This is a genomic window from Pseudarthrobacter sp. P1 (genome assembly GCF_050156935.1).
Taxonomy (GTDB): Bacteria; Actinomycetota; Actinomycetes; order Actinomycetales; family Micrococcaceae; genus Specibacter.
Genome location: NZ_CP189584.1, coordinates 3,410,151 through 3,435,974 on the forward strand (window position 1 = coordinate 3,410,151; position 25,824 = coordinate 3,435,974).

The 25,824-nt window shown below is 69.4% G+C and carries 22 protein-coding genes; 7 read left to right on the forward strand and 15 right to left on the reverse strand.

All coding sequences use genetic code 11. The features are described 5' to 3' along the window. Window positions 1-2: 2 nt before the first annotated feature. From ACQCSX_RS16140 to ACQCSX_RS16150, 3 genes are all read right to left on the reverse strand, one after another. Window positions 3-1,439, reverse strand: a complete 1,437-nt coding sequence (locus ACQCSX_RS16140; RefSeq protein ID WP_427019076.1) for an ABC transporter permease — start codon at window positions 1,437-1,439, stop codon at window positions 3-5. A gap of 157 nt (window positions 1,440-1,596) precedes the next feature. Further along, the gene (locus ACQCSX_RS16145) at window positions 1,597-2,649 is read right to left on the reverse strand and encodes an iron ABC transporter substrate-binding protein (protein ID WP_427016280.1); all 1,053 of its coding nucleotides are present in this window, start codon (window positions 2,647-2,649) and stop codon (window positions 1,597-1,599) included. 150 nt (window positions 2,650-2,799) lie between these two features. Beyond that, the gene (locus tag ACQCSX_RS16150) at window positions 2,800-3,984 is read right to left on the reverse strand and encodes a glycoside hydrolase family 76 protein (protein WP_427016281.1); all 1,185 of its coding nucleotides are present in this window, start codon (window positions 3,982-3,984) and stop codon (window positions 2,800-2,802) included. Window positions 3,985-4,105: 121 nt separating this feature from the next. Between ACQCSX_RS16150 and ACQCSX_RS16155 the strand changes: the two genes are divergently transcribed. Both ACQCSX_RS16155 and ACQCSX_RS16160 read left to right on the forward strand, forming a co-directional pair. Next, window positions 4,106-4,879, forward strand: coding sequence for a 3-hydroxyacyl-CoA dehydrogenase (locus tag ACQCSX_RS16155; RefSeq protein ID WP_427016282.1), 774 nt, complete (start codon window positions 4,106-4,108; stop codon window positions 4,877-4,879). Next, window positions 4,876-6,066, forward strand: coding sequence for an acyl-CoA dehydrogenase family protein (locus ACQCSX_RS16160; RefSeq protein WP_427016283.1), 1,191 nt, complete (start codon window positions 4,876-4,878; stop codon window positions 6,064-6,066). The genes ACQCSX_RS16155 and ACQCSX_RS16160 overlap by 4 nt, the downstream gene beginning before the upstream one ends. A gap of 38 nt (window positions 6,067-6,104) precedes the next feature. Here ACQCSX_RS16160 and ACQCSX_RS16165 read toward each other — a convergent pair whose 3' ends face one another. Next, complete coding sequence (locus ACQCSX_RS16165; protein ID WP_427016284.1) at window positions 6,105-6,962, reverse strand: metal-dependent hydrolase; 858 nt, start codon at window positions 6,960-6,962, stop codon at window positions 6,105-6,107. Between the two features lie 141 nt (window positions 6,963-7,103). Continuing rightward, window positions 7,104-7,907, reverse strand: a complete 804-nt coding sequence (locus ACQCSX_RS16170; RefSeq protein ID WP_427016285.1) for a DUF1684 domain-containing protein — start codon at window positions 7,905-7,907, stop codon at window positions 7,104-7,106. A gap of 123 nt (window positions 7,908-8,030) precedes the next feature. Between ACQCSX_RS16170 and ACQCSX_RS16175 the strand changes: the two genes are divergently transcribed. Continuing rightward, complete coding sequence (locus ACQCSX_RS16175) at window positions 8,031-8,603, forward strand: SRPBCC domain-containing protein (RefSeq protein WP_427016286.1); 573 nt, start codon at window positions 8,031-8,033, stop codon at window positions 8,601-8,603. A gap of 35 nt (window positions 8,604-8,638) precedes the next feature. Here ACQCSX_RS16175 and ACQCSX_RS16180 read toward each other — a convergent pair whose 3' ends face one another. Both ACQCSX_RS16180 and ACQCSX_RS16185 read right to left on the reverse strand, forming a co-directional pair. After that, entirely contained in the window at window positions 8,639-9,151 is a 513-nt protein-coding gene (locus ACQCSX_RS16180) for a hypothetical protein (protein WP_427016287.1), read from the reverse strand. Window positions 9,152-9,263: 112 nt separating this feature from the next. Beyond that, the gene (locus ACQCSX_RS16185) at window positions 9,264-10,460 is read right to left on the reverse strand and encodes a phosphotransferase (protein WP_427016288.1); all 1,197 of its coding nucleotides are present in this window, start codon (window positions 10,458-10,460) and stop codon (window positions 9,264-9,266) included. An 86-nt stretch (window positions 10,461-10,546) separates the two neighbouring features. On the opposite strand from ACQCSX_RS16185, the gene ACQCSX_RS16190 reads away from it, so the two are divergent. Further along, window positions 10,547-11,017, forward strand: coding sequence for a MarR family winged helix-turn-helix transcriptional regulator (locus ACQCSX_RS16190; RefSeq protein ID WP_427016289.1), 471 nt, complete (start codon window positions 10,547-10,549; stop codon window positions 11,015-11,017). Here the strand turns inward: ACQCSX_RS16190 and ACQCSX_RS16195 are convergent. The 6 genes from ACQCSX_RS16195 to ACQCSX_RS16220 are packed head-to-tail and all read right to left on the reverse strand — an operon-like array spanning window position 11,014 to window position 19,016. Next, window positions 11,014-11,664 carry a TetR/AcrR family transcriptional regulator gene (locus ACQCSX_RS16195; RefSeq protein ID WP_427016290.1) on the reverse strand — a complete coding sequence of 217 codons (651 nt, stop codon included), beginning with the start codon at window positions 11,662-11,664 and terminating at the stop codon, window positions 11,014-11,016. The genes ACQCSX_RS16190 and ACQCSX_RS16195 overlap by 4 nt on opposite strands. A gap of 25 nt (window positions 11,665-11,689) precedes the next feature. After that, window positions 11,690-13,717 carry a CocE/NonD family hydrolase gene (locus tag ACQCSX_RS16200; protein ID WP_427016291.1) on the reverse strand — a complete coding sequence of 676 codons (2,028 nt, stop codon included), beginning with the start codon at window positions 13,715-13,717 and terminating at the stop codon, window positions 11,690-11,692. Between the two features lie 13 nt (window positions 13,718-13,730). Next, entirely contained in the window at window positions 13,731-15,581 is a 1,851-nt protein-coding gene (locus tag ACQCSX_RS16205; protein WP_427016292.1) for an ABC transporter ATP-binding protein, read from the reverse strand. Next, window positions 15,581-16,474: an ABC transporter permease gene (locus ACQCSX_RS16210; RefSeq protein ID WP_427016293.1), complete on the reverse strand. Its 894-nt coding sequence runs from the start codon at window positions 16,472-16,474 to the stop codon at window positions 15,581-15,583. Before ACQCSX_RS16210 ends, ACQCSX_RS16205 begins: the two co-directional genes overlap by 1 nt. Next, window positions 16,471-17,427, reverse strand: coding sequence for an ABC transporter permease (locus ACQCSX_RS16215; protein ID WP_427016294.1), 957 nt, complete (start codon window positions 17,425-17,427; stop codon window positions 16,471-16,473). Before ACQCSX_RS16215 ends, ACQCSX_RS16210 begins: the two co-directional genes overlap by 4 nt. Next, complete coding sequence (locus ACQCSX_RS16220; protein ID WP_427016295.1) at window positions 17,424-19,016, reverse strand: ABC transporter substrate-binding protein; 1,593 nt, start codon at window positions 19,014-19,016, stop codon at window positions 17,424-17,426. Before ACQCSX_RS16220 ends, ACQCSX_RS16215 begins: the two co-directional genes overlap by 4 nt. Before the next feature lie 179 nt (window positions 19,017-19,195). Between ACQCSX_RS16220 and ACQCSX_RS16225 the strand changes: the two genes are divergently transcribed. The 3 genes from ACQCSX_RS16225 to ppc all read left to right on the forward strand — a co-directional run bounded on the left by ACQCSX_RS16225 (window position 19,196) and on the right by ppc (window position 23,580). Then, window positions 19,196-20,065, forward strand: coding sequence for a DMT family transporter (locus ACQCSX_RS16225; RefSeq protein ID WP_427016296.1), 870 nt, complete (start codon window positions 19,196-19,198; stop codon window positions 20,063-20,065). After that, on the forward strand, window positions 20,062-20,586 hold the full coding sequence (locus ACQCSX_RS16230; protein ID WP_427016297.1) for a hypothetical protein: 525 nt from the start codon (window positions 20,062-20,064) through the stop codon (window positions 20,584-20,586). The genes ACQCSX_RS16225 and ACQCSX_RS16230 overlap by 4 nt, the downstream gene beginning before the upstream one ends. Before the next feature lie 144 nt (window positions 20,587-20,730). Beyond that, window positions 20,731-23,580 (forward strand): phosphoenolpyruvate carboxylase, encoded by a 2,850-nt coding sequence (gene ppc, locus ACQCSX_RS16235; protein WP_427016298.1) that lies wholly within the window; start codon window positions 20,731-20,733, stop codon window positions 23,578-23,580. Between the two features lie 123 nt (window positions 23,581-23,703). Here ppc and ACQCSX_RS16240 read toward each other — a convergent pair whose 3' ends face one another. Continuing rightward, window positions 23,704-24,531, reverse strand: coding sequence for an aldo/keto reductase (locus ACQCSX_RS16240; RefSeq protein WP_427016299.1), 828 nt, complete (start codon window positions 24,529-24,531; stop codon window positions 23,704-23,706). Between the two features lie 34 nt (window positions 24,532-24,565). Further along, on the reverse strand, window positions 24,566-25,783 hold the full coding sequence (locus tag ACQCSX_RS16245; protein ID WP_427016300.1) for an MFS transporter: 1,218 nt from the start codon (window positions 25,781-25,783) through the stop codon (window positions 24,566-24,568). Between the last annotated feature and the right edge of the window lie 41 nt (window positions 25,784-25,824).

Sequence of the window (25,824 nt, forward strand, 5' to 3'; positions counted from 1 at the left end):
GGTCACTTGCCGGCCGCTTTCTTGGATTGCACAAACAGGAGATAGGTCATGGGGGCCGAGAGCAGGATCATCAGCAGGGCATAGGGGGCCGCACCGGCATAGTCGATCTCGCTGGAGAGAGCCCAGAATTCGGTGGCCAGCGTCGTCGTCCCGTTCGGGGAGAGCAGCAGCGTGGCGGTGAGCTCGTTGGTGATGCCCAGGAAGACCAGGGCGGCGCCGCCGGCGGCGGCTGGGGCGCTCAGGCGCAGCGTGACGCGCAGGAACGCGATGAACGGCGGCTTGCCCAGGGCCCGGGCCGCCTCGTCCAGCTGGCGTGGCGCCTGGGCCAGGCCCGCACGCAGATTCACCAGGGAGCGGGGCATGAACAGCAGGACATATGCCGCAACCAGCACAAAGGAGGTTTGGTAGATGGCCGGGAAGCTGTGGACGGTGATGGTGACAAAGGCCAGAGCCACCACAATGCCCGGCATGGAGGAGCTGATGTAGTTTGATCCCTCCAAAACCTTGGCAAACCAGCCCGGGTGCCGCACCACCAGATAGGCCAGCGGGAAGGCCAGCACCGTTGTCGCAAGGGCGCCGGCCAACCCATAGCCCAAGGTCTGGGCAATGGAGGACACCAGCTCGGGCCGGCCCCATACCGCGGCGCCGCCGCCCACCAGCCAGCGGACCACGTGGAACAGCGGCACGCCCGCGGCCAGGGCCACCAGGGCCGCCAGCCCCAGCTGGGCCGGCAGCTGCCAGCCGTGCAGGCCCAGTCGAGTGGAGGCGGACTGGGTTCCGGAACCAATGCGCGCGTAGCGGGCAGAGCCTCGGGAGCGGGTCTCGGCCAGCAGCAGCACCAGGCACATCACCACCAGGACGGAGGCGAGCATATTGGCCGCGGCTCCGTTGAAGGTGGATTGGTACTGCGAGTAGATGGCGGTGGTGAAGGTGTCGAACTGGATCATCGCAAAGGCGCCGTATTCGGCCAGCAGGTGCAGCGAAACCAGCAGGGCCCCGCCCGCCATGGCCAGGCGCAGCTGCGGCAGCACCACGCGGAAGAAGCTCGGCCAGGCACCTAGGCCCAGCGAGGCGGCGGACTGCTCCAGGGCGGGGTCCAGCCGGCTGAGCGTGGCGGCCGCCGGGATGTACACCAGCGGGAAGTAGGAGAGCGTGGCGATCAGCACACCGCCCCACAGGCCTCCGATGGAAGGGATGGCACTGACCCAGGCGTAGCTGTTTACGAACGCCGGGATGGCCAGCGGCGCCGCCAGCGCGATGGCCCAGAACTTGTGCCCGCGCAGCGTGGTCCGTTCCACCAGCCAGGCGGCGCCGACCCCCAGCACCACGCACAATGGCACGGTGACGGCGATCAGGCCCACGGTGTTGGCCAGCAGCTCGCCGACCTTGGGCCGGAAGACCAGCGCGGCGATGGTGTCCCAACCGGCGGCGATGGTCATCTGGACCACATACCCCAGCGGGATGAGGGCAAAGAGGGCAATCGCGGCGCAGAGCACGACGACGGCCAGCGGGGGCCGGAGCGCATGCCCCGTCCCCCCGCTGGAATCCGCCCCGCGGCAGGGAGCCGCCGGGCCGTCGTCGAACTTTTCACTATGACTACAGTAGTCCTGCCGCGGTCATCAGCTCGGAGACCTTGGGGCTGTTCAGCTTGGCCGGGTCAACCTTGGGGGCCTGCAGGTCCTTCAGCGGGGTCAGCTTGGGGTTGGCTTCAACGCCGCTGCCAACGGGGTACTCAAAGGATTCGCCGGTGCGCAGCACGTCCTGGCCGGCCTTGCCCGTGATGAACTTCAGGAACTGCTGTGCCTCGGACTGGTGGTTGCTGGAGGCCAGCACGCCGCCGCCGGAGATGGAGACGAACGCCCCCGGGTCCTGGTTCTTGAAGTAGTGCAGGGCCACGTTCTTGGAGTTCTCGCCGGTCTTGGCCTGGTCGCCGAAGTAGTAGTAGTGGTAGATGATGGCACCCTCCACCTCGCCGGCATTGACGGCCTTCATGGCGGTGGAGTTGCCCTTGTAGGCCTTGGAGTTCTCCTTCATGGACTTCAGCCAGGACAGCGTGGCGTCCTCGCCCTTGAGCTCCAGCATGGCCGAGACAATGGCCTGGAAGTCGGCGCCGGAGGGCGATGCCGCCCAGCGGCCCTTCCAGCTGTCGGTGGCCAGGTCCATGATGGACTTGGGCAGCTGGTCCTCGGTGAGCTTGGTGGTGTTGTAGGCAAACACCGTGCTGCGGGCGGCGATGCCGGTCCACTTGTTGGTGGAGGGGCGGTACTCGGCCGGCACCTGGGCGACGGTGTCCTTGTCGACGTCGGCGAACAGGCCGGCGTTCTCCACCAGCGCCATTGCCGGGGAATTCTCGGTCAGGAAGACGTCCGCGGGGGAGTTCTTGCCCTCGGCCTTGATCTGGTTGCCCAGCTCGGTGTCGTCGCCGTTGCGCAGGGTCACCTTGATGCCGGTTTCCTTGGTGAACGCGTCAACCCAGGCCTGGGTCAGGGACTCGTGCTGGGCGTTGTAGACGGTGATGCCCTCGGCGCTGGCGGAGGACGGGGCCGGCGACGTCGACGTGGCCGGGGCGCTGCTGCCGCAGGCGGAGAGTGCCAGCACTGCGGCGGTGGCGGCGGCCAGGGCGGCGGCCGGCTTGAAGTACTGCTTCACGAGGGTGGACCTTTCGGCGGGGAAGTAGGGGCGGGCCAGGAAAGCACAGCTGGCTCACAGAAAGAACTGTAGGTTAGGCATTCCTAATTTCCGGCCCAAATTATCCATTTTGTGAGCAGTATCACATCAATTACGGCACATTTCCTTTGGCTATTTGCCCGTGGCAACCGAATCGGCCGCCGAATCCACGGCCACGGCGGCGGCCGCTTCGAAGGCCATCCAGGCCTGCAGCTGCGAGGACAGCCCGACGGCATCCGCCTGCGCAAAGCTGTCGGCGGCGGGCGCGCCTGTGTCCTGGGGGAAGGCCAGGAACGGCTCCGGCCGGCGGGCGGCCCAGAGTGCCAGGGCGGTGTCGAGGACCAGCTCCGCCGCGGTCTTGCGGGTGCCGGGCGGGAGCTGGGGATGGATGGCGGCGAGTGCCAGATACCGCAGCAGGATGCCGGTGAAGAGGCCGCCGTCGCCGGCGCCGTGCAGAACCAGCGGCCGCCCGGCCCCCGGACCGCCGTCGACGGTCAGCTCCCGGGCAATGGCGCCCACCAGCTCCGCGGCCTGCCCCAGGTACGCCGGCCCGCCGAGCTCCAGCAGAGCGCCGAGGACGGGCCCCTGGTTGTAGCTGTAGATGGTCCGCTCCACCTCCCGGCCCCACTCCTGGCCGCCACCGGTGCCGTCGTGCTTGCCGCCGAGCGGGTCTTCGCCCACGGGGTGGACCCCATCCAGGTACAGGCCCTGGACGGGATCGAAGAGCTCGGTGCGCAGCCAGTCCACCAGGGAGCGCGCCGTGGCCGTGGACCCGGCGCGGGCAAAGTACAGCGCGGCCGGGCCGTTGGCGGGCGTGTTCTTGTAGTCCCGGGCGGTGGACCAGTAGATGCCCCCGCCCAGCCGCTCGCTGTGCCCGGCGGCCAGCCGGCGGCCCAGCACGGCATGGGCCCGGCGCGCGCCGCGGAACCCCGGACCGGCCTCCCCGCGGGCCAGGGCACCGGCCCGGCCGGCGGCCAGTGCCAGCCAGGCCATGTCGTCGAAATAGCCGTTGCGGAAGCGGGCAAAGTTGCGCAGCCGGATGGTGCGCAGCAGGGCGCGGATCCGGCCCAGGCCGGGCGCCGGTGCGGTGCCGGTGTCCGCGCCGCACCGGGCGGCGGCGTCCACCAAGACATCCAGGTACTGTGCCTGCCACCAGTAGTGCCACTCGGACCAGGGCCAGCGGGCGGCCGGGGCGGGGTGCGCCACCGCGGCGATCCAGGTGCCCGGCAGCCCGAGCAGCCGGTGCCCGTACAGGGTGTCCACCGCTGCGGCCGCGGCGTCGGCCCGCGCCGCCCAGACGCTGTGCCCGTTGTCCATGACTTCAAGGTTACGCCGCCGCCCGGCCGCGCACCCTGGCGGCGGACGGTACCCGCCGACGCCCGATTCAGTTAGGCTTCATTAACACTTGTCGGTGCATGGCCCTCAACGAGGAGGATGCGTGGAGATTTCGAAGTCAGTTGCCCTCATTACCGGGGGTGCCTCAGGACTGGGCGCCGCGACGGCGCGCCGGCTGCACGCGGCCGGCGCCGGCGTCGTGCTGGTGGACCTGCCGCAGTCCCACGGCGCCGAACTGGCCGCCGAGCTGGGCGGACGCGCGCTCTTCGTCCCCGCCGACGTCACCAACGAGGCCCAGGTCAAGACCGCCGTCGCCGCCGCCGGGAGCCTGGGCCCGCTGCGCATCGTGGTCAACTGCGCCGGCGTCGCCACCCCCGGCAAGGTGCTGGGACGCGACGGCGTGCTGCCGCTGGAGGCCTTCAACAAGGTCATCCAGATCAACCTGGTGGGCACCTTCAACGTGCTCCGGCTGGCCGCGGAGGCCATCGTCGCCACCGAGCCGTTGGCCGGGGAGTTCGGCCCGGAGCGCGGCGTCATCATCAACACCGCCTCGGTGGCAGCCTTTGACGGCCAGGTCGGCCAGCCCGCCTACGCCGCCTCCAAGGGGGCAGTGGCCGCCATGACGCTGCCGGTGGCGCGCGAACTGGCCCGCTCGCTGATCCGCGTGATGGCCATTGCCCCCGGCATCTTCGAGACCCCCATGCTGGCCGGCCTGCCGCAGGACATCCAGGATTCGCTCGGCGCCCAGGTGCCGCACCCCTCCCGGCTCGGCAAGCCGGACGAGTACGCCGCGCTGGTGGAGCACATCGTTTCCAACGCCATGCTCAACGGCGAGACGATCCGCCTCGACGGCGCCATCCGGATGCAGCCCAAATGACGGCAGCCCTGGACTCGCTGCCCTCGGCGGATTTCTACTCCTACGAGCGCCTGCTCAGTGCCCCCGAGCGGGACAAGCTGGCGCAGCTGCGTGAGTTCCTGGCCACCGAGGTGGAGCCCTATGCCACCGGCTGGTGGGATGAAGCGGAATTCCCCTCGCACATCCTGCCCAAGCTGGCCGCGCTGGAGCTTTCCGGCCCGGACCGGCGCGCGTTCTCCTCCCTGTTCGCCGGCCTGGTGGTGGCGGAAATGACCAGGGTGGACACCTCGCTGGCCACCTTCTTCCTGGTCCACCACGACCTCTTTGTCCAGGCCCTGCACGATTTCGGCTCCGCGGAGCAGAAGGAACGCCTGCTGCCCGATGCCCTGGCGCTGCGGACCACCGGGGCATTTGCGCTCACCGAGCCGGACCACGGCTCGGACGTGGCCGGCGGCATGGCCACCACCGCCACCAAGGTGGTGGCGGCCGACGGCGCCGTGCACTGGGTGCTCAACGGCGCCAAGCGCTGGATCGGCAACGGGACGTTCTGCGACTACATGCTGCTCTGGGCCAAGGACGCCGAGACCGGGCAGATCCGCGGCTTCATCCTTGACGCCAACCTGCCCGGCGTCACCCGCACCAAGATCGAGCACAAGATCGCGCTGCGCACGGTGCAGAACGCGCACATCCTGCTGGCGGATGTGCGCGTGGCGGAGCGGGACAGGTTCGCCTCCATCGGCTCCTTCTCCGACACCAATGTGCTGCTGCGCGGCTCGCGCATCATGGTGGCCTGGCAGGCGGTGGGCCAGCAGCTGGGTGCGTTCGACGTCGCCCGGGCGTACGCCGTCGAACGCGAACAGTTCGGCCGCCCGCTGGCCCGTTTCCAGCTCATCCAGCGGCAGCTGGTGCAGATGCTCGGCAACGCCACCGCCTCGCTGGGGATGATGGTGCGGATCGCCCAGCTGCAGGACGAGGAGCCCGGCGCGGTGATGGCCCAGGTGGCGCTGGCCAAGGCCTTCACCACCGAGCGGATGCGCGAATCCGTGGCGCACGGGCGCTCCATCCTGGGCGGCAACGGGATCGTCACGGACTACAAGATGGCCAAGATCTTCGCCGACGCCGAGGCGATCTACACCTACGAGGGCTCGCAGGAGATCAACACGCTGATCGCCGGCCGCGCCATCACCGGGGTGTCGGCCATCACGTGAGGGACTTCCAGGGCGTGGCGGCTGCCGGCGCGGCTCGTCTAGAGCAGCCCCACGGAGCTTGCCAGGGCCCGGATTCCGGTTTTGCCCATGCCGAAAACGGCCATGCCCAGGCCGCCCATCGCATAGGCGGCCACGGGCACCAGCAGCATCCACTCGCGCCAGGACCCTGCATTGCCCAGCACCGGGAAGGCCAAGTGTCCGCTGGGCCGCCAGATCCAAGACAGGATGGGGATCTTGCGCCAGAATTTCGGCGGTTTGATGGTGATGGGCCACAGCAGGTTGCAGCCGCCGGTGGTGAGCATGTCGCCCAGGATGTGGACGGCCACTCCCACTGTCATGGCCACCGGAAACCAGCCCTGCATCTGCGGGGCAAAGAACATGATGAACAGCCCCGTGGCCAGCCCGTAGGCCCACGGGCATTTCTGCATCGAATCCGGGATGAACGCCAGCACCTTCACAGCGAAGGAGACCAGCAGCACCGACAGCAGCCCGGCGCCCGGGAAGACGGTGCCAAACCCGGCCACCTCCATGGTCCACAGCCCGGCCAGCCAGGCCACCGCGGCAAAGGCTGCCATGCCGATAATGGAGTGGGTGCCGTGGCGGTGCCCGCCGGCCACCTTGCCGATGCCGCTGCACAGCGCGTTCGACAGAGGTGGGAGCGAATGGGCGATGGTGGCGTTGTGGTGGTCGGCGTCGGGCAGCAGTGCGGCTCCGGCGGTGACCAGGGCCCCGGTGATCACACCCATCGGGGTGACGTCGATCAGCCCCAGCCCAAGGACGAGGTGCTCGGGCACCTGGGGGAGTGTCTGGTGGAGCGCGGACAGGGGGATATCGAATTGGGTGGTGAGTGCAACCCAGGCGGCGGCGCCGCAGGCTGCATGGTGGGCGCCCATCATGGCAGGGAGTCCTTCAGTGGTTGGAGATGGTGTGGCACGTGCCGCGGGTGCCATGGCAGCACCCTGTGGCGACCGGGCTCTGCAGCCCGCCCGCCAATCTCCTGACCTTACCGGGAGCCTCCGACAAGAACCTGTGCGCGGCTACTCCGGCAGCTTTTCCCCGGCCTCGATGGGGGCCTCGATGCGGTTTCCGGGCACGGGCATGGGGCAGGTGCCGTAGTCGGTGAAGGCGCTGGGGTAGTTGATGGTGCGGTTGAAATCGACCACCACCGTGCCGTCCGGGCGGGGCCGGGTCAGCTCCAGCTTGCGCCAGCCGTCGGTGATGTCGCCATTGGTGTCGTCGTGGAACGTGATGACCAGCGAGCCCAGCTTGCCCTCCTCCGCGGCCAGCCGGTACGTGGTGCCGGCCAGGTCCAAGACCACCTCGCCCACCACGACGGCGGTGCCGGGCACCTCGGGGTTGGCGGTGCCGATGGCCACTGTGCGCGGCTCGGCGAAGGGCTCATAGCGGCCCTCCACCACCAGCATCTGGTTGTAGCCAAAGACCGGGACTTCGGTGAACTCGGTGTACAGCGGGGACTGGGCGTCGCGGGTGCGAATGGCATAGCGGCCGGCGCGCATGGCCAGCTCCACCACGATGCTCCCGTGCCGGACCCACATCAGGGATTCCTCGTCGGCCAGCGTGGCCTCGATGGTGCCGGCCACCGGCTCCCCGGTTTCCACAAGCTCAAGTCCGTCGTCCGCGCCGGCGGTGAGCACCGCCGTCGTGCCGTCCGTGCTCCAGAGCCCGGCGACCAGCTCCAGCGGCCCCGGCGTGGCGGGCAGCCACTGGAAGGAGGTGAGGGTCAGCCAACCGTGCTCGGCGGCCAGGGCGGCGTTGCGCCCGGTGCGGAAACGGTTCCAGCGCTCGGTGAGGGCGGCTGCGGCGGATTCGGTGGAGGTCATGGTGCTCCTTCGGCGGAAGGTCCCGGTGGCCCGGGTGGCGGCGGGTGCGCTCCTTCCAGTCAACCACCCGGACGGGTTTGGTATTCCGTGCACGGACGCCGGTGCATGCGGCAGGATGGAGGCATGAGCACCGAACTGAACACGGACATGGCCCGCCACCCGCTCGGCGACGCGGACCGCCGCGGCGACGGCACCACGGTGCTGGTGTTTGTCCGCGAGTACGCGTTCCCGGCGGAGCAGGTCTGGGCCATGCTGACGGACCCGGCCCTGACGGAATTGTGGTGGGCCCGCACCCGCGGCACCGCCCGCACGGGGTCCTCCTTTGACCTGAAGTGGCTCAACGGCAAGGACATGGGCGAGGGCAACGAGCTGGACTGGTGGAACGGCAAGGTGCTGGCCGCCGAGCCGGGGCGGCTGCTGGAAATCTCCAACGCCATGCACGGGGTGATCCGCGCCGAGGTGGTGCCGCTCTCCGGCGGGGCGTCCGACGGCGGTACCCGGCTGGTGTTCACCAATGCCGTGCACGCCCCGGAGGAGGTGGTGCTGATGAGCCTGGCCGGCTGGCATTGCCATCTGGACCACCTGCAGGAGGCGCTGGAGGGCAAGAGCGTGGACTGGCCGCATTGGTGGGACGATTTCTACCCGGCCTGGGAAAAGATCCACGCCGCCTACCAGGCGGCCCAGACCCAGGGCTAGCGGCCGGCGGCCGGGCCTTCCCGCGGGCTGTTGCGCTATTCGGAGTCGAGGGCGACGGCGGTGGCCCCGGTGATGGTGCCGTTGGCATTGACGGTCAGCTTGTAGTCGATCGACAGCTGCCCCAGGGCGCGGCAGGCGCCGCCGTCCCGCGGGCGGACCGGATCCAGCGGCTGGAACGCGTAGTGCCCGACGAACGGGGCCGTCGTGGCGGTGAGGGAGAACAGCTGGGCACCCACGGCCTGGCAGCTGACCGCCGCGTTGGCCGCGCGGACCACGACAGCGGTGAGCACCCGGACCGGCCGGATTGGATCCTGCGGCAGGACCGGATCCACCGGCTGGATGACGAGGGCGACGTTGCCCTTGATGGTCAGGCTGCCGGCACCGGAGGCGATGGTCCCGGTGAGGGGGACCGTCACGGCCACGATCTTCGGTCCCGGGGCGGTGGCCGCCGGGGCGGTGGCGGCCCCGGCCGGGCCTGCCACGGTCCCGGCCAGCGCGGCGGCTGCGACCAGGGCGGAGGCCACGCGGAGCAGAATGGTGCGTTTCATGGCTTTCTCGTTTCATTGCAAGGCGATCGAATCGGGAGGCACCCTCCGCCAAGCGGAGGGAGAGCCGTGCCTGCGGTTACGGGACGAGCCCTGACAGCGGCCGCAGGGCCGCTCACCGTGGAGCCGTTGACTCCAGGAGGTCCAGCACGAAGCGGGCCATCTCCACCCGTCCGGCCACGAGGGTGCGCAATTCCGCCGAGTCGGGTTCGGCCAGGCGCTGGGTGGCCACGGCCTGCAGTCCGGCGAAGAGGGCCATGGATGCCGCGTGCCCGCGGCGCACGGTGGCTTCCGCGACGTCGGTGCCGGAATCGGCCAGACCCTCGCAATAGGCCGTGAGGGAGAGCGGCTCCAGGCGGTACAGTTCCTCCCCGCCCATGGCGCCCTGGTTGACCCAGCCGGCCAGCAACTGGCCCAGGTCAAAACCGGCACAGGCCACTCCGTACAGGCCCCAGTCAATGACGGCGAAGCTGGTGGATCCGCCCCGGCCCTCTGCGGTGCTCTCGACCAGCAGGTTCTGCGGGCTGGCGTCGCCGTGCGCGGGCAGGGCCGGAAGGGCGATGATCTCCTCCATGAGTCCGCCGGCCCGGTCGGTGAGCGAGCGGAGCCCGGCAATCAGTTGCGGGTCTGCGGCGTCGGCTACGGCCGGGACCCGCCACAGGTCTTCGCCCCGGATGCCTGGGATGAAGACCATCGCGCCGACTCCCTCCAGGTAGAACCGCAGCCTGTCTGCGTCCCGTGCCGCGGAAACAGCCGGGCCGAGCTCCCGCACGGCGGCGCTTCCTGCCAACCTGCCGAGCAGCCTGGCGGCGTCGCGGAACCGGGCGTCGGTCCACCCGGCGCCGGGGCATTCGGACACGTCCTCCAGCCAGATCGCGGTGCGCTGCCCATCCAATTCTTCAATGCTGTACAGCTTGGGAAGCCGGCCGCCGTCGGGCATGGCGTCGGCCAACCCCGACGCATAGACCTCGGCCTCCGTGCGCCACCGGTAATGGTGCGCCAGGCCGTCCCGGACGTGGGGCGGGACCGCCCCGATGCCGCTCCACAGCAGCGGGGACTGGACCAGCTTGACGACAGCGCTGAAGGGAATTGCCTCGCGGCTGCCGGTGGATCCGGGGCGGGCGGTTCCCTCGACCCGCCAGAGGCCCCCGGTGGTCATGTTGAACATCGGAAACGTGATCTCCGCGGCGCTGGCCGAAAGGAGCTCCACCGCCGGCATGCCCAGGGCGGCGGCTGCGATGGACGCCAGCTTGCCGGCGTCCACGGAGGCGGCACCGAGTGCATCCATGTTCTCGAGTATGGCGGCCTGCATGGTGCACCCCTTTGACGGAAAGGGCCGCGGCCGAGCCGACCGCAACTGGTAAATCAGCTTTACTAACTAAATGGTAAAGTTGCTTTATGACTGGCGTCAATGACCACGCTCCCGCAGATTCCCTGCCGCACATCGCAGACCTTCTGGCCGGCGCCTTCGGGACCTTGAGGTCAACGATCAACGCCCGGTCCATCCCGGGCCTGCGGCCCTCGCACTACCGGGTGATGTCGCTGATCCCGCCGGAAGGAATCCGCTTGACCGAGTTGGCCGAGCGCGCCAGCATCACCAAGGCCGGAATCGGCCAATTCATGAAGTACCTGGAACATGAGGGCTATGTTGGCCTCGCCGGCGACCCGGCCGACAAACGCGCCAAGATAGTGGTGCTGGCACAGCCGGGCCGTGCCGCCGTCGACCTCTCGCTGCAGATCATCGCCGAGACCGAAGAGCGGTGGTCCGAAGCCTTGGGCGCCGAACGCTACCGCGAGCTGCGCCGCGCCCTGTTCGACATCGCCTCCCTACCGCGGGAAACGGCCCATGAAACGCCCCTGGACGCCTAGGCCAGGCCCAGCTCCCGCTGGACGAAGCTGACCAGCAGTTCCCGCGACGTCTCCACCGAAATGGCCGGATTGCGGGCGTAGCACTGCACGGCCAGACCATCCACCATGGCCGCCGTTTCGGTGGCAAAGCGCAGCGGGTCGCTGCAGGTGAACACGCCGTCCTCGACGCCCTTGGCGGTGATGTCCCGCAGGGCCTCGCGCCAAGCGCCGTAGTGGTCCGTCATCCACTGGCCGTAGAGCTCGTCGCGGGTGGCGGCGGCCCAGAAGTCGAACCAGATCAGCCAGTGCCGGCGCGCGTCCACGTCCGAGCCGAACAGGCCGCGGAGGAAGTACAGCAGCTCCGCGGCCGGATCGCCGGTGCCGCGTGCACCCTCCTGCAGCGGGACGTAGAAGCTGGCAGTTTCCGCCTTGACCACCTCCATCAGCACCTCGTCCAGGCCCTTGAAGTGGTAGGTGATGGTACCCGGGGACACCCCGGCGGCCGCGGAGATGTCCCGGATCTGCACGCCGAACAGGCCCTTGTCCGCGATCAGGTCCCGGGCGGCGTCGACCACCAGCTGGCGGCGGACCTCCGTGGGATGGCGCTGGCGCTCGCCGGCCCGCTTGGCCCGCGGCCTGTCCACATGGTCCTGGGCGGCCTGTGTCATGTCGGAGTTGCTCGCTTTCCTGGGATTAAGCGCTGGTCCGGGCGATGTTCTTTTCGAAGGTTCTCTCAAAGAATAGTTCGTCGCCCTTGTAGGTTTTGACTGTGTTGTGCAGGACATAGTGCTCCTTGGTGGCCGTCACCGTGGCATGCGTCTGGATCCGCACCGCCCAGTCCCCGCGCTCCATGGTGACCGTCCACTCGGACTCGGCGCGGGCGCTGAGCGGATCGTTGCCGGAGATGGTGTACCGCTCCGTGGCGTCCTCGCCGAACTTCAGCCCGTCGGGGTAGATCCGGTTTCCGCCGTAGTTGGGGTCAACGGTCAGCGTCCAGGTCTGGGACGCCGGTTCGTAGTGCACCTCGCGCTCCGGGCGTGGCGGCAGGGCAGGGCCGGGGCGGATGTCCAGCGGGGCCGACTGCTCGGGCTCCTCGAACTCGATGGTCAGCGCGCCCACCACCGCCGGGTCGAGGTCGTCCAGGAGCAGCGTGCTGTGCGCCGCATCCACGGTGATGCTGCCCTGTTCGCCGTGCGGCCAGATCCACGGCCAGTAGGTGGTGGACAGGGCCAGCCGGAGGCTGTGGCCCGCCGGAACCTGCCAGCCCATGCTGGTGAATTGGATGTCCGCGTCGACAAACTCGCCGGGCACCAGCTCGTCCGCGCGGTCCATGCCGTTGCGCCGGGCCAGGTTGATGGCCCCGCGGGTGATGAGCGTGGAGGAGCCATCCGGGGCCACATCGCAGAGCCGGGCGAAGACATTGGCGCGCGCCGTGCTGCTGGCCACGCGCAGCTTCAGCCGGGCATAACCGAGCAGGTTGATGTCCCGTTCCAGGGCCGGCGTCTGGAAGACCACCGAGCGGCCGTCCTCGGCGCGCTGGTCCGGCGGCAGGTCGGAGAGGTTGCCGAACGGGAACCAGCGGGCGGCGTCGACGCCGTTGTGCTGTTCGGTGTCCACCACCGCCAGGGAGTCCGCACCGGTGGCGAGGCTGCGCAGGCCGGTGGCCAGGTTGAAGCTGCGGCTGCCCACCGCCGGCGAGGGCCAGCCGTCCAATCCCACCCAGGTTCCGGCCCGCTCGGGGTAGTGGGTGGCCGGGCGGACGGAGTCCTGGTGGTAGGCGCGCAGGGCGGGCTCGTCCATGATGGCCGTGTCCTTGCCCTTGAGCCAGTGGTCCCACCAGCGCAGGGTCTCCTGCAGGAAGCCGATGGTGGGGCCGGGCGTGCGGGCAATGTCCGGGTACTGGTGCGACCACGGGCCCACCAGCCCCTGGACGGGGGACTGGAGGTTTTCCAGCAGCCGGAACACGGTGTTGCGGTATGGATCGGCCCAGCCGCCCACGGCCAGCACGGCGGCGGTGATCTTGGAATAGTCCTCGCAGACGGAGCCGTGGCGCCAGTAGTCGTCGCGCTCCTGGTGGTCCAGCCAGATCTCGGAGAACGGCTGGAGCGCCTCGAGCCGCTCCTTCCACAGCGTCTCCCAGTTCCCGCCCACGTTCCACGGCGACGGCGGCCGGCACTGGAAGGCGAGCATGGTGCCGGCCCAGGAGGTCATGTCGATGCCCAGCATGGCGCCGCCGTAGTAGTGGACGTCGTCGGCGTAGCGGTCATCCGTGGAGCACACCGTGACAATGGCCTTCAACGCCTCGGGCTGCTCGGCGGCGAGCTGGAGGGCGTTGAAGCCGCCCCAGGAGATGCCGAACATGCCCACGTTGCCGCTGCACCACGGCTGCGCGGCCAGCCATTCGATGACCTCCACGCCGTCGGCCTGCTCCTGCCGGTGGTACTCGTCCAGCATCACGCCCTCGGAGTCGCCGCAGCCGCGCATGTCCACGCGCACCGAGGCGTAGCCGTGTCCGGCGTACCAGGGGTGGCGCTGCGCATCCCGCGGTGCGGTCCAGTCGCTGCGCCGGTAGGGGAGGTATTCCAGCAAGGCCGGGACCGGGTTGGCCCCGGCGTCCTCGGGCAGCCAGATGGTGGCGGCCAGCCGCACGCCGTCGCTCATGGGAATGGACACATTCTCCAGAACGGTGGTGCGGTGGGGGAACTCGGTGCGGATCTTCACTGTTGTCCTTTTCTTAGCGGGCGAGGGCGCTGGGGCTGAGTTCGGAGATGTCGGCGTGGCACATGATCTGGTGCCCCGCGCTGACGCGGATGGCCGGCGGCGCCTCGGTGCGGCAGGCGTCGCGGACCAGCGGGCAGCGGCTGGCGTAGGGGCAGCCGTGCTCCGGCGGTGCGGCCGGGATCTCGTCCCTGGCGTTGCGCGGCTTGGCGTCGTGGTCGTCGCCGAGCTCGATCACCGAGTCCAGCAGTAGCCGGGTGTACGGGTGGGAGGTTTCGGAGAAGATGGCTTCCACCGTCCCCTCCTCGACCACGCGGCCCAGGTACAGCACCACCACGCGGTCCGCCACGGCCCGCACCACGGCGAGGTCGTGGGTGATGAACAGGAAGCCGATGCCCTTTTCCCTGCTCATGGTGTCCATCAGCCGCAGGATGGAGGACTGCACGGAAACGTCCAGGGCGGAGACGATCTCGTCCGCCAGCACCAGGGACGGCCCGGCGGCGATGGCGCGGGCAATGCCCACGCGCTGGCGCTGTCCGCCGGAGAGCTGTCCCGGCAGCCGCTGGGCAAAGCCGGCCGGCAGGTCCACCTCGGCGAGGGACTGCTCCACGGTGGTCCGTTGGACGCCGAAGAGCTTCAGCGGCCGCGCAATGGCGGCCCGCACGGTCTTGCGCGGGTTCAGCGAGGTGTCGGCGTTCTGGAAGATCAGCTGCACGGCCTGGCGCAGCCCCTTGGGCCGTTCGGACACCGTGCGGGCCAGGTCGCGGCCGCCCGAGAGGGCCATGGTGCCGGCCTCGGTCCGCTGCAGGCCGGCGATGGCGTTGGCGATGGTGGACTTGCCGGACCCGGATTCGCCCACCAGCGCCACGATCTCGGAGGCATGGACGTCGAAGCTGACGCCCTGGACGGTGGGGCCGGTGCCCGGGACGGGCCGGCGGCGGTAGTCGATGGTGAGGTCGCGGACCGCCAGCACGGTGGGCGTGCCCGACGGCGCCGCCCGCACGTAGACCTCCCGGGACCCGGCGGGCTGGACCCCGGCGTCGATGGCCGCGTGGTCCATGCTCGGCGGAATCCCGGGGGTGTCCACGCGCGGCACGCTGGCGAGAAGGCCCTGGGTGTAGGGGTGCTGCGGCGCGGCCAGCACCGCGCGGGTGGCCCCGGCCTCCACAATCCGGCCGTCGCGGAGCACGGCGATGTCGGTGCACATCTTGTCGATGACGCCCAGGTCATGGCTGACCAGCACCATGGACATGTCCAGCGTCCGGGCCAGGTCGGTGAGCAGGTCCAGGATGGCCGCCTGGGTCACCACGTCCAGTCCGGTGGTGGGCTCGTCGAGCACCAGCAGTGCCGGGTTGGCGGCCACGGCCATGGCAATGCCGATGCGCTGCTGCTGGCCGCCGGAGAACTGGTGCGGGTATTTGCCCAGCGCCTGCGCCGGGTTGGGCAGCCGGACCAGGCGCAGCAGCTCCTCGGCCCGGGCCCGCTTGGCGGCGCGGTCCAGCTCCGGGCTGCGCAGGGCCTCGGCGATCTGGTCCACGATGCGCATGGTGGGGGTCAGCGCGCTGCCCGCGTTCTGCGGCACCATCGCGACGTCGGTGCGGCGCAGCTGGCGCAGGGCCGGCGCCGGAAGCGAAAACACGTCCTGCCCCGCCACCGCCACGGAGCCGGAGGAGATGAACGAGCCGCTGCGCAGCGAACCCAGGAACGTGCCGGCGAGGGTGGATTTTCCGGAGCCGGATTCACCCACGAGCCCGAGCACGCGGCCGCGGTCCAGCCGCAGGGTGATGCCCTTCAGGACGTCCACCTTCAGGCCGCCGGAGGTGTAGGAGACGCTCAGGTTGTTGATGTTGACAATGGGATCGCGCATTAGCCCAGCACTTCCTTCATTCGGTCGACACCAAAGCTCTTCGCCAGGCCGTCGGCGGCGAGGTTGAGCCCCACGATCAGCGTTGCCAAGGCAACGATCGGGGACAGCGTGGCCCAGGGGACCACTGCCATCAGATTGCGGTTTTCGGCCACCATCAGCCCCCAGTCGGGCGTTGGCGGGTTGGCGCCGAAGCCCAGGAAGGACAGCGAGCTGATCAGCAGGACCGCCCAGGAGGCCCGCATGGCGAATTCGACCAGGATGATGTCCAGGACGTTGGGGAACACCTCGCGCGCCAGGATGGAAAACATGCCCTCGCCGCGGGCCCTGGCGGCCGTGATGTAATCGCGCGGCATCACGTCCATGGCGGCGGCACGCACAATCCGGGTCACGCCGCCGGTGTAGACCACCACCACGGCCAGGATGATCACCCACGGCCCGGAGCCGAACACCGCGACGATGACCAGCATGGACAGGATGGCCGGCACCGCCAGGATCGAGTCGAGGACCCGGGAGATGGCATCGTCCACGATCCCGCCCTTGAAGGCGGCGATCCCGGCGATGGTGGAGCCGAGCACCACGGCGATGGCCGTGGCGCTGAAGCTGATGGCCAGTGCGTACTGGCCGCCAAAGAGCGTGCGGGCCAGGATGTCCCGGCCCAGCGCGTCGGTGCCGAGCAGGTGGGCCCCGCCCGGGTTCTCCAGCGGCACCATGGCGTCGTTGGCGGTGGGGTTGAAGGGGGTCAGTGCCGGGGCCAGCAGGGCGAGGATGATGTGCAGGAACACCAGGGCGAAACCGAACGTTGCCATCCGCGAGCGGAGCACCGACCGGACCACCCGGCGCAGGGTACCCGGGGCCGCGGGGGCCGGGGCGGGGCGTGCTGTCAATGTGGTCATTTTGCGCTCCTTGGGAACCGCAGCCGGGGATTGAGCAGGTGGGCGGCCAGATCGGCCAGCAGATTGCACAGAACGTAGGTCAGGGCGCTGAGCACCGTGATCATCAGGATGGTCGGCAGGTCCCGCGTCTGCACGGAGCGGATCATCAGGGTGCCGATGCCGGGGTAGTTGAAGATGCTCTCCACCACCACGACGCCGCCGATCAGCCAGGCGATGTTCATGGCGATGACGTTGAGCGTGGGCAGCATGGCGCTGGGCAGGATGTGCTTGAACACCAGCCGCGGGGTGGAGTTGCCCTTGAGCCTGGCGGTGAGGACAAAATCGCTGTCCATCACGTCAATGACGGAGGTGCGCATCATCCGGATGATGTAGGCGCTAAGCGCACAGACCAGCGCCGCCGCCGGCAGCCAGACGGAGGGCAAAAGCTCGGCCAGGCTGGCATCCTGCCCCGCCACTACCACGGCCGGGAAGAGCGGGATGTAGATGGAGAAGAGCAGTACAAGCACTGTGGCCACCACAAACTCCGGCACGCTCATCCCGATCAGGGCCAGCGTGGAGATGGCGGCGTCGGGCCACTTGTCCCGGAACAGGCCGGCCAGCAGGCCCAGCACCACGGAGAGCGTGATGCCCACCAGGATGGTGACGGCGGCCAGCAGGGAGGTGTTCAGCAACGCCCGCCCCACCTCGGCCCCGACGCTCTTGCCGTCCAGCAGGGACGTGCCGAAATCGCCGGTGAAGGCGCCGCCGAGCCAGTGGAAGAACCGTGCGATGGCCGGCTCGTCCAGGCCCAGCTGGCTGCGCAGCGTGGCCACGGCCTCCGGCGTCGCGTTCTGGCCCAGGATCTGGGTGGCCGCGTCGCCCGGCAGGGACTGGATGGCGGTGAACACCAGGATCGTGGACAGCAGGACAGTCACCACTGACCAGCCCACGCGTTTGGCGAAGAGTGAAATCATCGTCCCCCCTCAAATCCAATGTTGATGTAGTCGAACTCGAAACCGAATTCGGTGTAATTGACCACCTTCTGGCTGATTCCGACCAGTCGGTCGGAGAAGAAGGGGGTGAGGGAGCCGCCGTCGTCCACCAGGATCCTTTGCGCATCCTGGTAGAGCGTCTTGCGCTTGGCATCGTCAACGGTGGCGCGGGCGGTGGCGAGCGTCTGGTCGAAGACCGGGTTGGCGTAGGCGGTCTCGTTGTAGGAGGAGCCGGTGGAGAAGATCTGGCCCAGCAGCTGGTCGATGGGCCGGCCGGTGTACCAGTAGGTGGTCATCAACGGCTTCTGCATCCAGATTTCCGAGTAGTAGGAATCCGCCGACGCATTGGTCACCGTGAGGTTGATGTTGGCGTCCTTCATGGAGCCCTGCAGGGCCAGGGCCAGCGGGGTCAGCACGGGATCGTAGGTGGAGGTGTAGATCGGCACGTCAAAGGAGTCGAAGCCGGCCTGCTTCAGCAGGGACTTGGACTTCTCGGGGTCGTGCTCCAGCCCGTAGTCCAGGTAGTATGCCTGCGTGGGCGGCACGGGATTGTTGTGCGCCACGGTGCCGTAGCCCTGGACCGCCAGCTTCATGACCAGGTCGGGATCGTAGGCATGGGCCATGGCCTGGCGCACCAGCGGATTGCGGAACTGCTCGCTGGTGTTGAGCATCGGCACCGGGTACCACTGGGCGTTCTTGACCGCCGACACCGTGGCGACCCGGGAGGTGGAGACCATGCGGGCGGTGGCGTAGTCCAGGTTGGTCTGGGACACCAGGTCCACCTGGCCCGCCAGCAGGGCGTTCACCCGGGCCTGCGTGTCAGCGATGGAGGAGAACTCGATGGCGTCCAGCGTGGCCGTCTGGCCGAAGTAGTGCGGGTTGCGCACCACGGAGCCGGGGCCGGCCGCGGTGAAGGAACGCAGCATGAACGGGCCCGTCCCGACGCCGGTCTTGCCGATGGTGGCCGCCGATCCCGCCGGGATGATGTAGCAGTTGTAGCCCGTGAGCAGGCTGGCAAACTCGGCATTGGGGGAGGTCAGGGCGAAGACCACCGTCCGTGCCGTGGGGGTGCTGATGGAGGCGGGCCCGACAAACGGGGACAGCACGCCGGCCTGCGGGGACTTGGTGGCCGGGTCCAGGATGTGCGCGATGCTGTAGGCCACGTCGGCGGAGGTGAAGGGCAGGCCGTTGTGCCAGCTGGCGTCGTCCCGCAGCGTGAACGTCCAGGTCATCGCGTCGGGCGTCTGCTCCCACGACGCCGCCAGGTCCGACAGGATCTCCCCGGTGGCGGAGAGCTTGACCAGCCGGTTGTACAGCGCACCCAGGTACTCATAGGCGGAGAGCGAGCTGGCCGGGTCGAGGGTCTCGGCCTTCGACGCCGGCGGCCGGGCGATGCGCAGGGTGCCGCCCGGGGCGGCCGCCGCCTGGCGCGGCGGGCCCATGGCGCCGGGGTTGGGGGCCAGCGCGCAGCCGCCCAGCAGGGCGGGGGCCAGCACGGCCGCCGCGGTGCCCAGCAGGAGGCTTCTTCGGGACAGCACCCGTCCGGGCAAGGCTTGCAATGATCCACCCATATGAGCGTCCACATCCTTCGCGTCTTTTGCTACTCCGAACGATCTAATTGTTGTAGTGTACGAATAACTTCTTCCGGACATCAATAGATGGGCGGAAGATTTCCTGGCCGGTTCGTCCATTCCGGCCCAATCGAAAGGTGGCGCCCGTGTGGCGATGGCTTCGCCGGCCTGATGTGCTCATGGTTTTGGCTTCCGCGCCCACCTATGTGGCCACCCGGGAAACCTTGAAGGTGCTCGACCCCCAATCGCTCACGCCGCTGCGCTTCCTGAGCTCCGCCGCCGTCGTCGGGCTCTACCTGCTGCTGCGGCGCCAGCGCCTGCGGCTGGGTGCCCGCGATGCGCCCCGGATGCTCGCCGCCGGCCTGCTGGGCTACGCCGCCTACGGGCTGCTGCTGAACCTGGGCCAGGAAACCGTCCCCGCCGGAACCACCAGCCTGCTGCTGAACCTCTCGCCCGTGTTCGCCTTCGCGCTGGGCTACGTGGTGCTGCGGGAGCGGACCACGCGCCGGGGCTATCTGGGCATGGCCGTGGCCGTGGCCGGCGTCGCGGTGGTCACGCTCGGCGACGGCGGGCCGGCCGGCTTCAATGCCGACGCCCTCTACATCCTGGCCGCGGCGCTGCTGCTCTCCGTCTTCCTGATTGTCCAGCAGCCGCTCTTCCGCCGGCTCGGTGCCGCGGAGGTGGTCTTCTGGGGCAGCCTGGCGGGCGGTCTCTGCACCCTGCCGACGGCGCACGCGCTGCCGCCCCTGGCCGGGCCGTCCGGCGCCGGGCCCGGCTTCTGGCTGGCCCTGGTGGTCCTGGTGGTGGTCAGCACCGCGCTGGCGTACGGCTTCTGGAACGTCTCCCTCGCCGCGACCAGCGTGGCGGCCGGCGGCTCGCTGCTGTTCGTGATCCCGGTGTTTTCACTGCTGCTGGGCTGGCTGCTCCTCGGCGAGGTGCCCAGCGTGCCCTCGATCGTGGGCGGCGCCATTGCGCTCGCCGGCGTGGTCCTGCTCAACCGGGCCGCCAAGGTCCACCCCCACCCCAGCGTCCTGGAGGCCGTCCCGTGAGCGATCAGCTGCACGTTGTTGAAGACCATGCCGCGCTTGCGCTCCCGCCCGGCGCCGGCGCGGAGCTGGCCCGGATCGCCGGCGCCGCCGCGGGGGAGCTCGGGGCCAGGCTGGTGACAGTCTCGCTGTGGCGCGGGGGCAGCCGGGACCTGGTGCGCGTGCATTCCTCCCTGCCGGAGGTCTACGCCGTGGGCGGGATCTCCCGCGTCCTGGGTGCGGAGTGGCTGCGGCGTTGTGTGGACAACCACGAGTCCTACCTGGCCGAGGACGAATCGGCCGTGAACTCCGATTCCTTTGAACACCACGGCGTCCTGGCGGCCCTGGAGCTGACGGCGGCCCTCAACGCCGTCGTCGTCCACCGGGGGCGCTTCCTGGGCTGCCTGAACCTGCTCGATGCCGCGGGACGCTATTCGGCGGCCAGCGTTGCCCGTGCCGAGGCCCATGCCGGCGCACTGGCGGCGGTGCTGCGGCGGATCCCCGAACCCCGGGATGTGCGGCCGCGGGGCCCCCTCACTATCTGAGACAGATTTCCACTGGCTCCCGGCGCTCGGTAGGATCCCTACCAAGACCGGGACTCTTTGGTGCCCGGGCATCGTTTAGACGCTATGTATCCAATGCCGCATACGAGCACCCCAGAAAAACCTGACCGTAAGGACTTCTGCGTCATGAGCTCCACTGTGCCAACGCCTGCTGCAGGCCTGCCTCCGGAGGCCAGCGCCGCCGCCGAGCTGGCCGCCTCCCTCGATGCCGAGCTGCGCCGCGATGTCCGCCGCGTCAGCACCCTGCTGGGCGAATCCCTGGTCCGCCAGCACGGCCCCGAACTGCTGGACATGGTGGAGCAGGTGCGCCTGCTCACCAAGGAGTCCAAGGAGGCCGCCCGCGGGGAGACCGGCACCGGGCCCTGGACCGCGCACGACGTCGCCGAGCAGGTCCGCGAACTGCTCGCCTCCCTGCCGCTGGAGCAGGCCACCGACCTGGTGCGCGCCTTTGCCTTCTACTTCCACCTGGCCAACGCCGCCGAACAGGTCAACCGCGTCCGCGGGCTGCGCACCCGCAAGGACTCCGAGGGCTGGCTGGCCAAGGCCGTCTCCGACATTGCCGAGCAGGCCGGCCCGCAGGTGCTCCAGGACGTGGTGAACGAGCTCGACGTGCGCCCCATCTTCACCGCGCACCCCACCGAGGCCTCGCGCCGCTCCGTGCTGGACAAGATCCGCAAGCTCTCCGACATCCTGGCCACCGACACCGAGGAGGGCTCCTCCGCCCGCCGCCGGCAGGACCGCGCGCTGGCCGAGATCATCGACCAGATGTGGCAGACCGACGAGCTGCGCCAGGTCCGGCCCACGCCGATGGACGAGGCCCGCAACGCGATCTACTACCTGAACACCATCCTCACCGACGCCATGCCCGGGATGCTCACCGAGCTGGCCGAGCTGCTGGGCGAACACGGCGTCACGCTGCCCTCCGGCACCGCGCCGCTGCGCTTTGGCTCCTGGATCGGTGGCGACCGCGACGGCAACCCGAACGTGACCCCGCAGGTCACCCGCGAGGTGCTGATCCTGCAGAACCAGAACGCCGTGAAGATCAGCATCGCCCTGGTGGATGAACTCATCTCCACGCTCTCCAACTCCTCCGCGCTGGCCGGTGCCGACGCCGAGCTGCTGGAATCCATCGACGTGGACCTGAAGAACCTGCCGGGCATCGAAAAGCGGGTGCTGGAGCTCAACGCCCAGGAACCGTACCGGCTGAAGCTGACCTGCATCAAGGCCAAGCTGCTCAACACCCGCAAGCGCGTGGCCGTGGACAGCTACCACGAGGACGGCCGCGACTACGCCACCACCGGCGAGCTCGTCGAGGACCTGGAGCTGCTGGAGCGTTCGCTGCGCAACAACTCCGCGGCCCTGGTGGCCGACGGCGCGCTGGCCTCGGTCCGCCGCGCGATCTCCTCCTACGGACTGCACCTGGCCACGCTGGACATCCGCGAGCACGCCGACTACCACCACGACGCCGTCGGGCAGCTGCTGGACCGCCTGGGCGAGCTGGAAATTCCCTATGCCGACCTCTCCCGCGAGGAGCGCCTGCGCGTGCTCAGCGGCGAGCTGGCCTCCCGCCGCCCGCTGTCCGGGCACCCGATCAAGCTCGACGGCGCCGCGAACGGCACCTACGACGTCTTCCGCGAGGTCCGCCGCGCCCTGCGCATCTACGGCCCCGACGTCATCGAGACGTACATCATTTCCATGACCCGCGGAGCCGACGACGTGCTGGCCCCGGCCGTGCTGGCCCGCGAGGCCGGACTGGTGTCCCTGCAGGGCGAGGAGCGCTACGCCAAGATCGGCTTCGCGCCGCTGCTGGAGACCGTGGACGAACTCCGCGCCTCCGCCGACATCGTGGACCAGCTGCTCTCGGACCCCACCTACCGCGAGCTGGTGCGCCTGCGCGGGGACGTGCAGGAAATCATGCTCGGCTACTCGGACTCCAACAAGGAATCCGGTGTGCTGACCTCCCAGTGGGAGATCCACAAGACCCAGCGCAAGCTGCGCGACGTCGCCGCCAAGCACGGCGTGAGCGTGCGGCTGTTCCACGGCCGCGGCGGCTCGGTGGGCCGCGGTGGCGGACCGACCTACGACGCCATCCTGGCGCAGCCGAACGGGGTGCTGGAAGGCGCCATCAAGTTCACCGAGCAGGGCGAGGTCATCTCGGACAAGTACTCGCTGCCCGAGCTGGCGCGCGAAAACCTTGAGCTGTCGCTGGCCGCGGTGATGCAGGGTTCGGCCCTGCACCGCACCCCGCGGCATTCCGCCAGCGAGCTGGAAACCTACGGCGCGGTCATGGAGACCATCTCCGACGCCGCCTTTGCCCGGTACCGTGCACTGATCGACCACGATGATCTGCCGGCGTACTTCCTGGCCTCCACCCCGGTGGAGCAGCTGGGCAGCCTGAACATCGGCTCCCGCCCGTCCAAGCGCCCCGACTCCGGCGCCGGCCTGGGCGGCCTGCGCGCCATCCCGTGGGTGTTTGGCTGGACCCAGTCCCGGCAGATCGTGCCCGGCTGGTTCGGCGTCGGCTCCGGCCTGAAGGCGGCCCGGGAGGCCGGGCACGACGGGGCCCTGGCGCAGATGCTGGAGAAGTGGAACTTCTTCAGCTCCGTGCTTTCCAACGTGGAGATGACGCTGGCCAAGACGGACATGGACATCGCCGCGCACTACGTGGCCACGCTGGTGCCGGCGGAGCTGCAGCACCTGTTCGCCGTGATCCGCGCGGAGTACGAGCTCACCGTGGCGGAGGTGCAGAAGCTCACCGGCGAGGCCGAGCTGCTGGACAACCAGCCCACGCTCAAGCGTGCGCTCTCGGTCCGCGACCAGTACCTGGACCCGATCTCCTACCTGCAGGTGGAGCTGCTGCGCCGCGTCCGCGAGAAGGACGCGACCATCGCCAATTCCGAGGGGGACGAGCGCCTGCAGCGCGCCATGCTGATCACCATCAACGGTGTGGCCGCCGGCCTGCGCAACACCGGCTAGATTTCCGACGACTAAAGGGCCCATGGTGCGTGCGCATCATGGGCCCTCTCGCGTTCCCGGGTCTCGGTCCCCACCGGTCTCGGTGATCGACCCAGGCCGTGCGCGGCCGCGTGGAGATCCGGCTTAGCCGTTGAACTCGGCGGGGTGCGGGCCGGTGCGGCCGTCGCGCTCCAGGGCGTCGACGGCGTCGAGCTCCGCGTCCGTGAGCTCGAAGCCCAGGATGTCCAGATTCTGCCGGATCCGGGCCGGTGCGACGGACTTCGGGATGATGATGGGGCCCTGCTGCAGGTGCCAGCGCAGGATCACCTGGGCCGGCGTGACATCGTGGGCCGCGGCGATCGCCCGCACCGTCTCCTCGCCCAGCACAGCGCCCTGCGCCAGCGGGCTCCAGGCCTCCGTGGCAATGCCGTGGGCCGCATTGAAGGCCTCAACACCACGCTGCTGCAGCGCCGGGTGCAGTTCGATCTGGTTGACGGCCGGCACCACTGTGCCCGCATCTAGGATCGGCTGCAGGTGCTCGGGCAGGAAGTTGGAGACGCCGATGGCCCGCACCCGGCCGTCCGCGTGGAGCGTCTCCAGTGCGCGCCAGGACTCGAGGTACTTGTTCTGCGCCGGGGCCGGCCAGTGGATCAGGTAGAGGTCAAGATAGTCCAGGCCCAGCGTGGCCAGGCTGGCATCGAAGGCCGCCAGCGTTTCCTCGTAGCCCTGGTCCGCGTTCCACAGCTTGGAGGTGATGAACAGGTCCTCCCGGGCGATGCCGGATTCCGCAATGGCCCGCCCCGTCCCCGCCTCGTTGCCGTAGATCGCTGCCGTGTCGATGCTGCGGTAGCCGGCGTCGAGCGCCGCGGCGACGGCGGCCGTGGTCTCCTCGTCGGGGACCTGGAAGACGCCAAAGTCGATCTGCGGCATGGCGACGCCGTTGTTCAAGGTGATGGTGGGAATGCCGGTCATGGCTGCTCCTTGTAAGAGGGGATTGAAAGGTTGGTCAGCGGACCGCTGCGACGGCCTCGGGAGTGGACCCGACGGCGGCAGGTGCCGCGTCCGCCGTCGTCGGCAGTTTCCTGGCCCGGGCGGCGGCGACGGCCATCACGGCCAGCCCCAGGACGGTGATGCCGGCGCCGGCCCAGATGGGGGAGGTGTAGCCCAGGCCCGCGGAGATGGTGAGGCCTCCCAGCCACGCGCCCAGGGCGTTGCCGACGTTGAAGGCGCCGATGTTGGCGCCCGACGCCAGGGTTGGGGCCGAGGAGGCGTACTTCATCACGCGCATCTGCAGCCCGGGCACGGTGGCGAAACCGAAGCCGCCCATCAGCAGCAACGAGGCGATGGTCAGGATCTGGTTCTGCGCCGTCAGGGCGAAGGCGACCAGCACCACGCTCAACACGGCCAGGACAATGAGCAAGGTGGCGTCGACGTTGCGGTCGGCCGCCTTGCCGCCGATGGTGTTGCCGATGAACAGTCCGACGCCGAAGAGGACCAGCAGCCACGGCACGGCCCCGGCGGAGAAGCCGCTGACGTCGGTGAGCGTGTAGGCGATGTAGGTGAAGGCGCCGAACATGCCGCCGTAGCCCAGGACGGTGACGGCAATGGACAGCCACACCTGGCTGGATTTGAAGGCGCGCAGCTCACCGCGCAGGCCCTGGGGGCCCGCGGCGCCGTGCCCCGTGGCGGGCACCAGCGCCAGGACGCCAATGAGTGCCACGACGCCGACGGCGGTGATGGCCCAGAAGGTGGAGCGCCATCCTGCGGCCTGGCCCAGCAGGGTGCCGAAGGGGACGCCCAGGACGTTGGCGGCGGTCAGCCCGGTGAACATGATGGCGATGGCCGCGCCCTTCTTCTCCGGTGCCACCATGTCGGCGGCCACCACGGAGCCGATGCCAAAGAATGCACCATGGCACAGGGCGGCGATGACGCGGCCGACCATCATCAGCGGGTAGTCCGGCGCCACGGCGCAGAGCAGGTTGCCGATGATGAACAGGACCAGCAGTCCGGCGAGGACGGGTTTGCGCGGCAGCCGGGTGACGGCAGCGGTGACAAGCAGCGCGCCGACGACGACGGCCAGGGCGTAGCCGGAGATCAGCGCGCCGGCCGTGGCCTCGCTGACATTGAACGCCGCGGCCACCTCGGGCATGAGGCCCATGATGATGAACTCGGTCAGGCCGATGCCGAAGCCGCCGAGTGCGAGGGCTATGAGGCCAATGGGCATGGGATTACTCCTTGGAAACTGTACCGAAGCAGGTAGGGTGC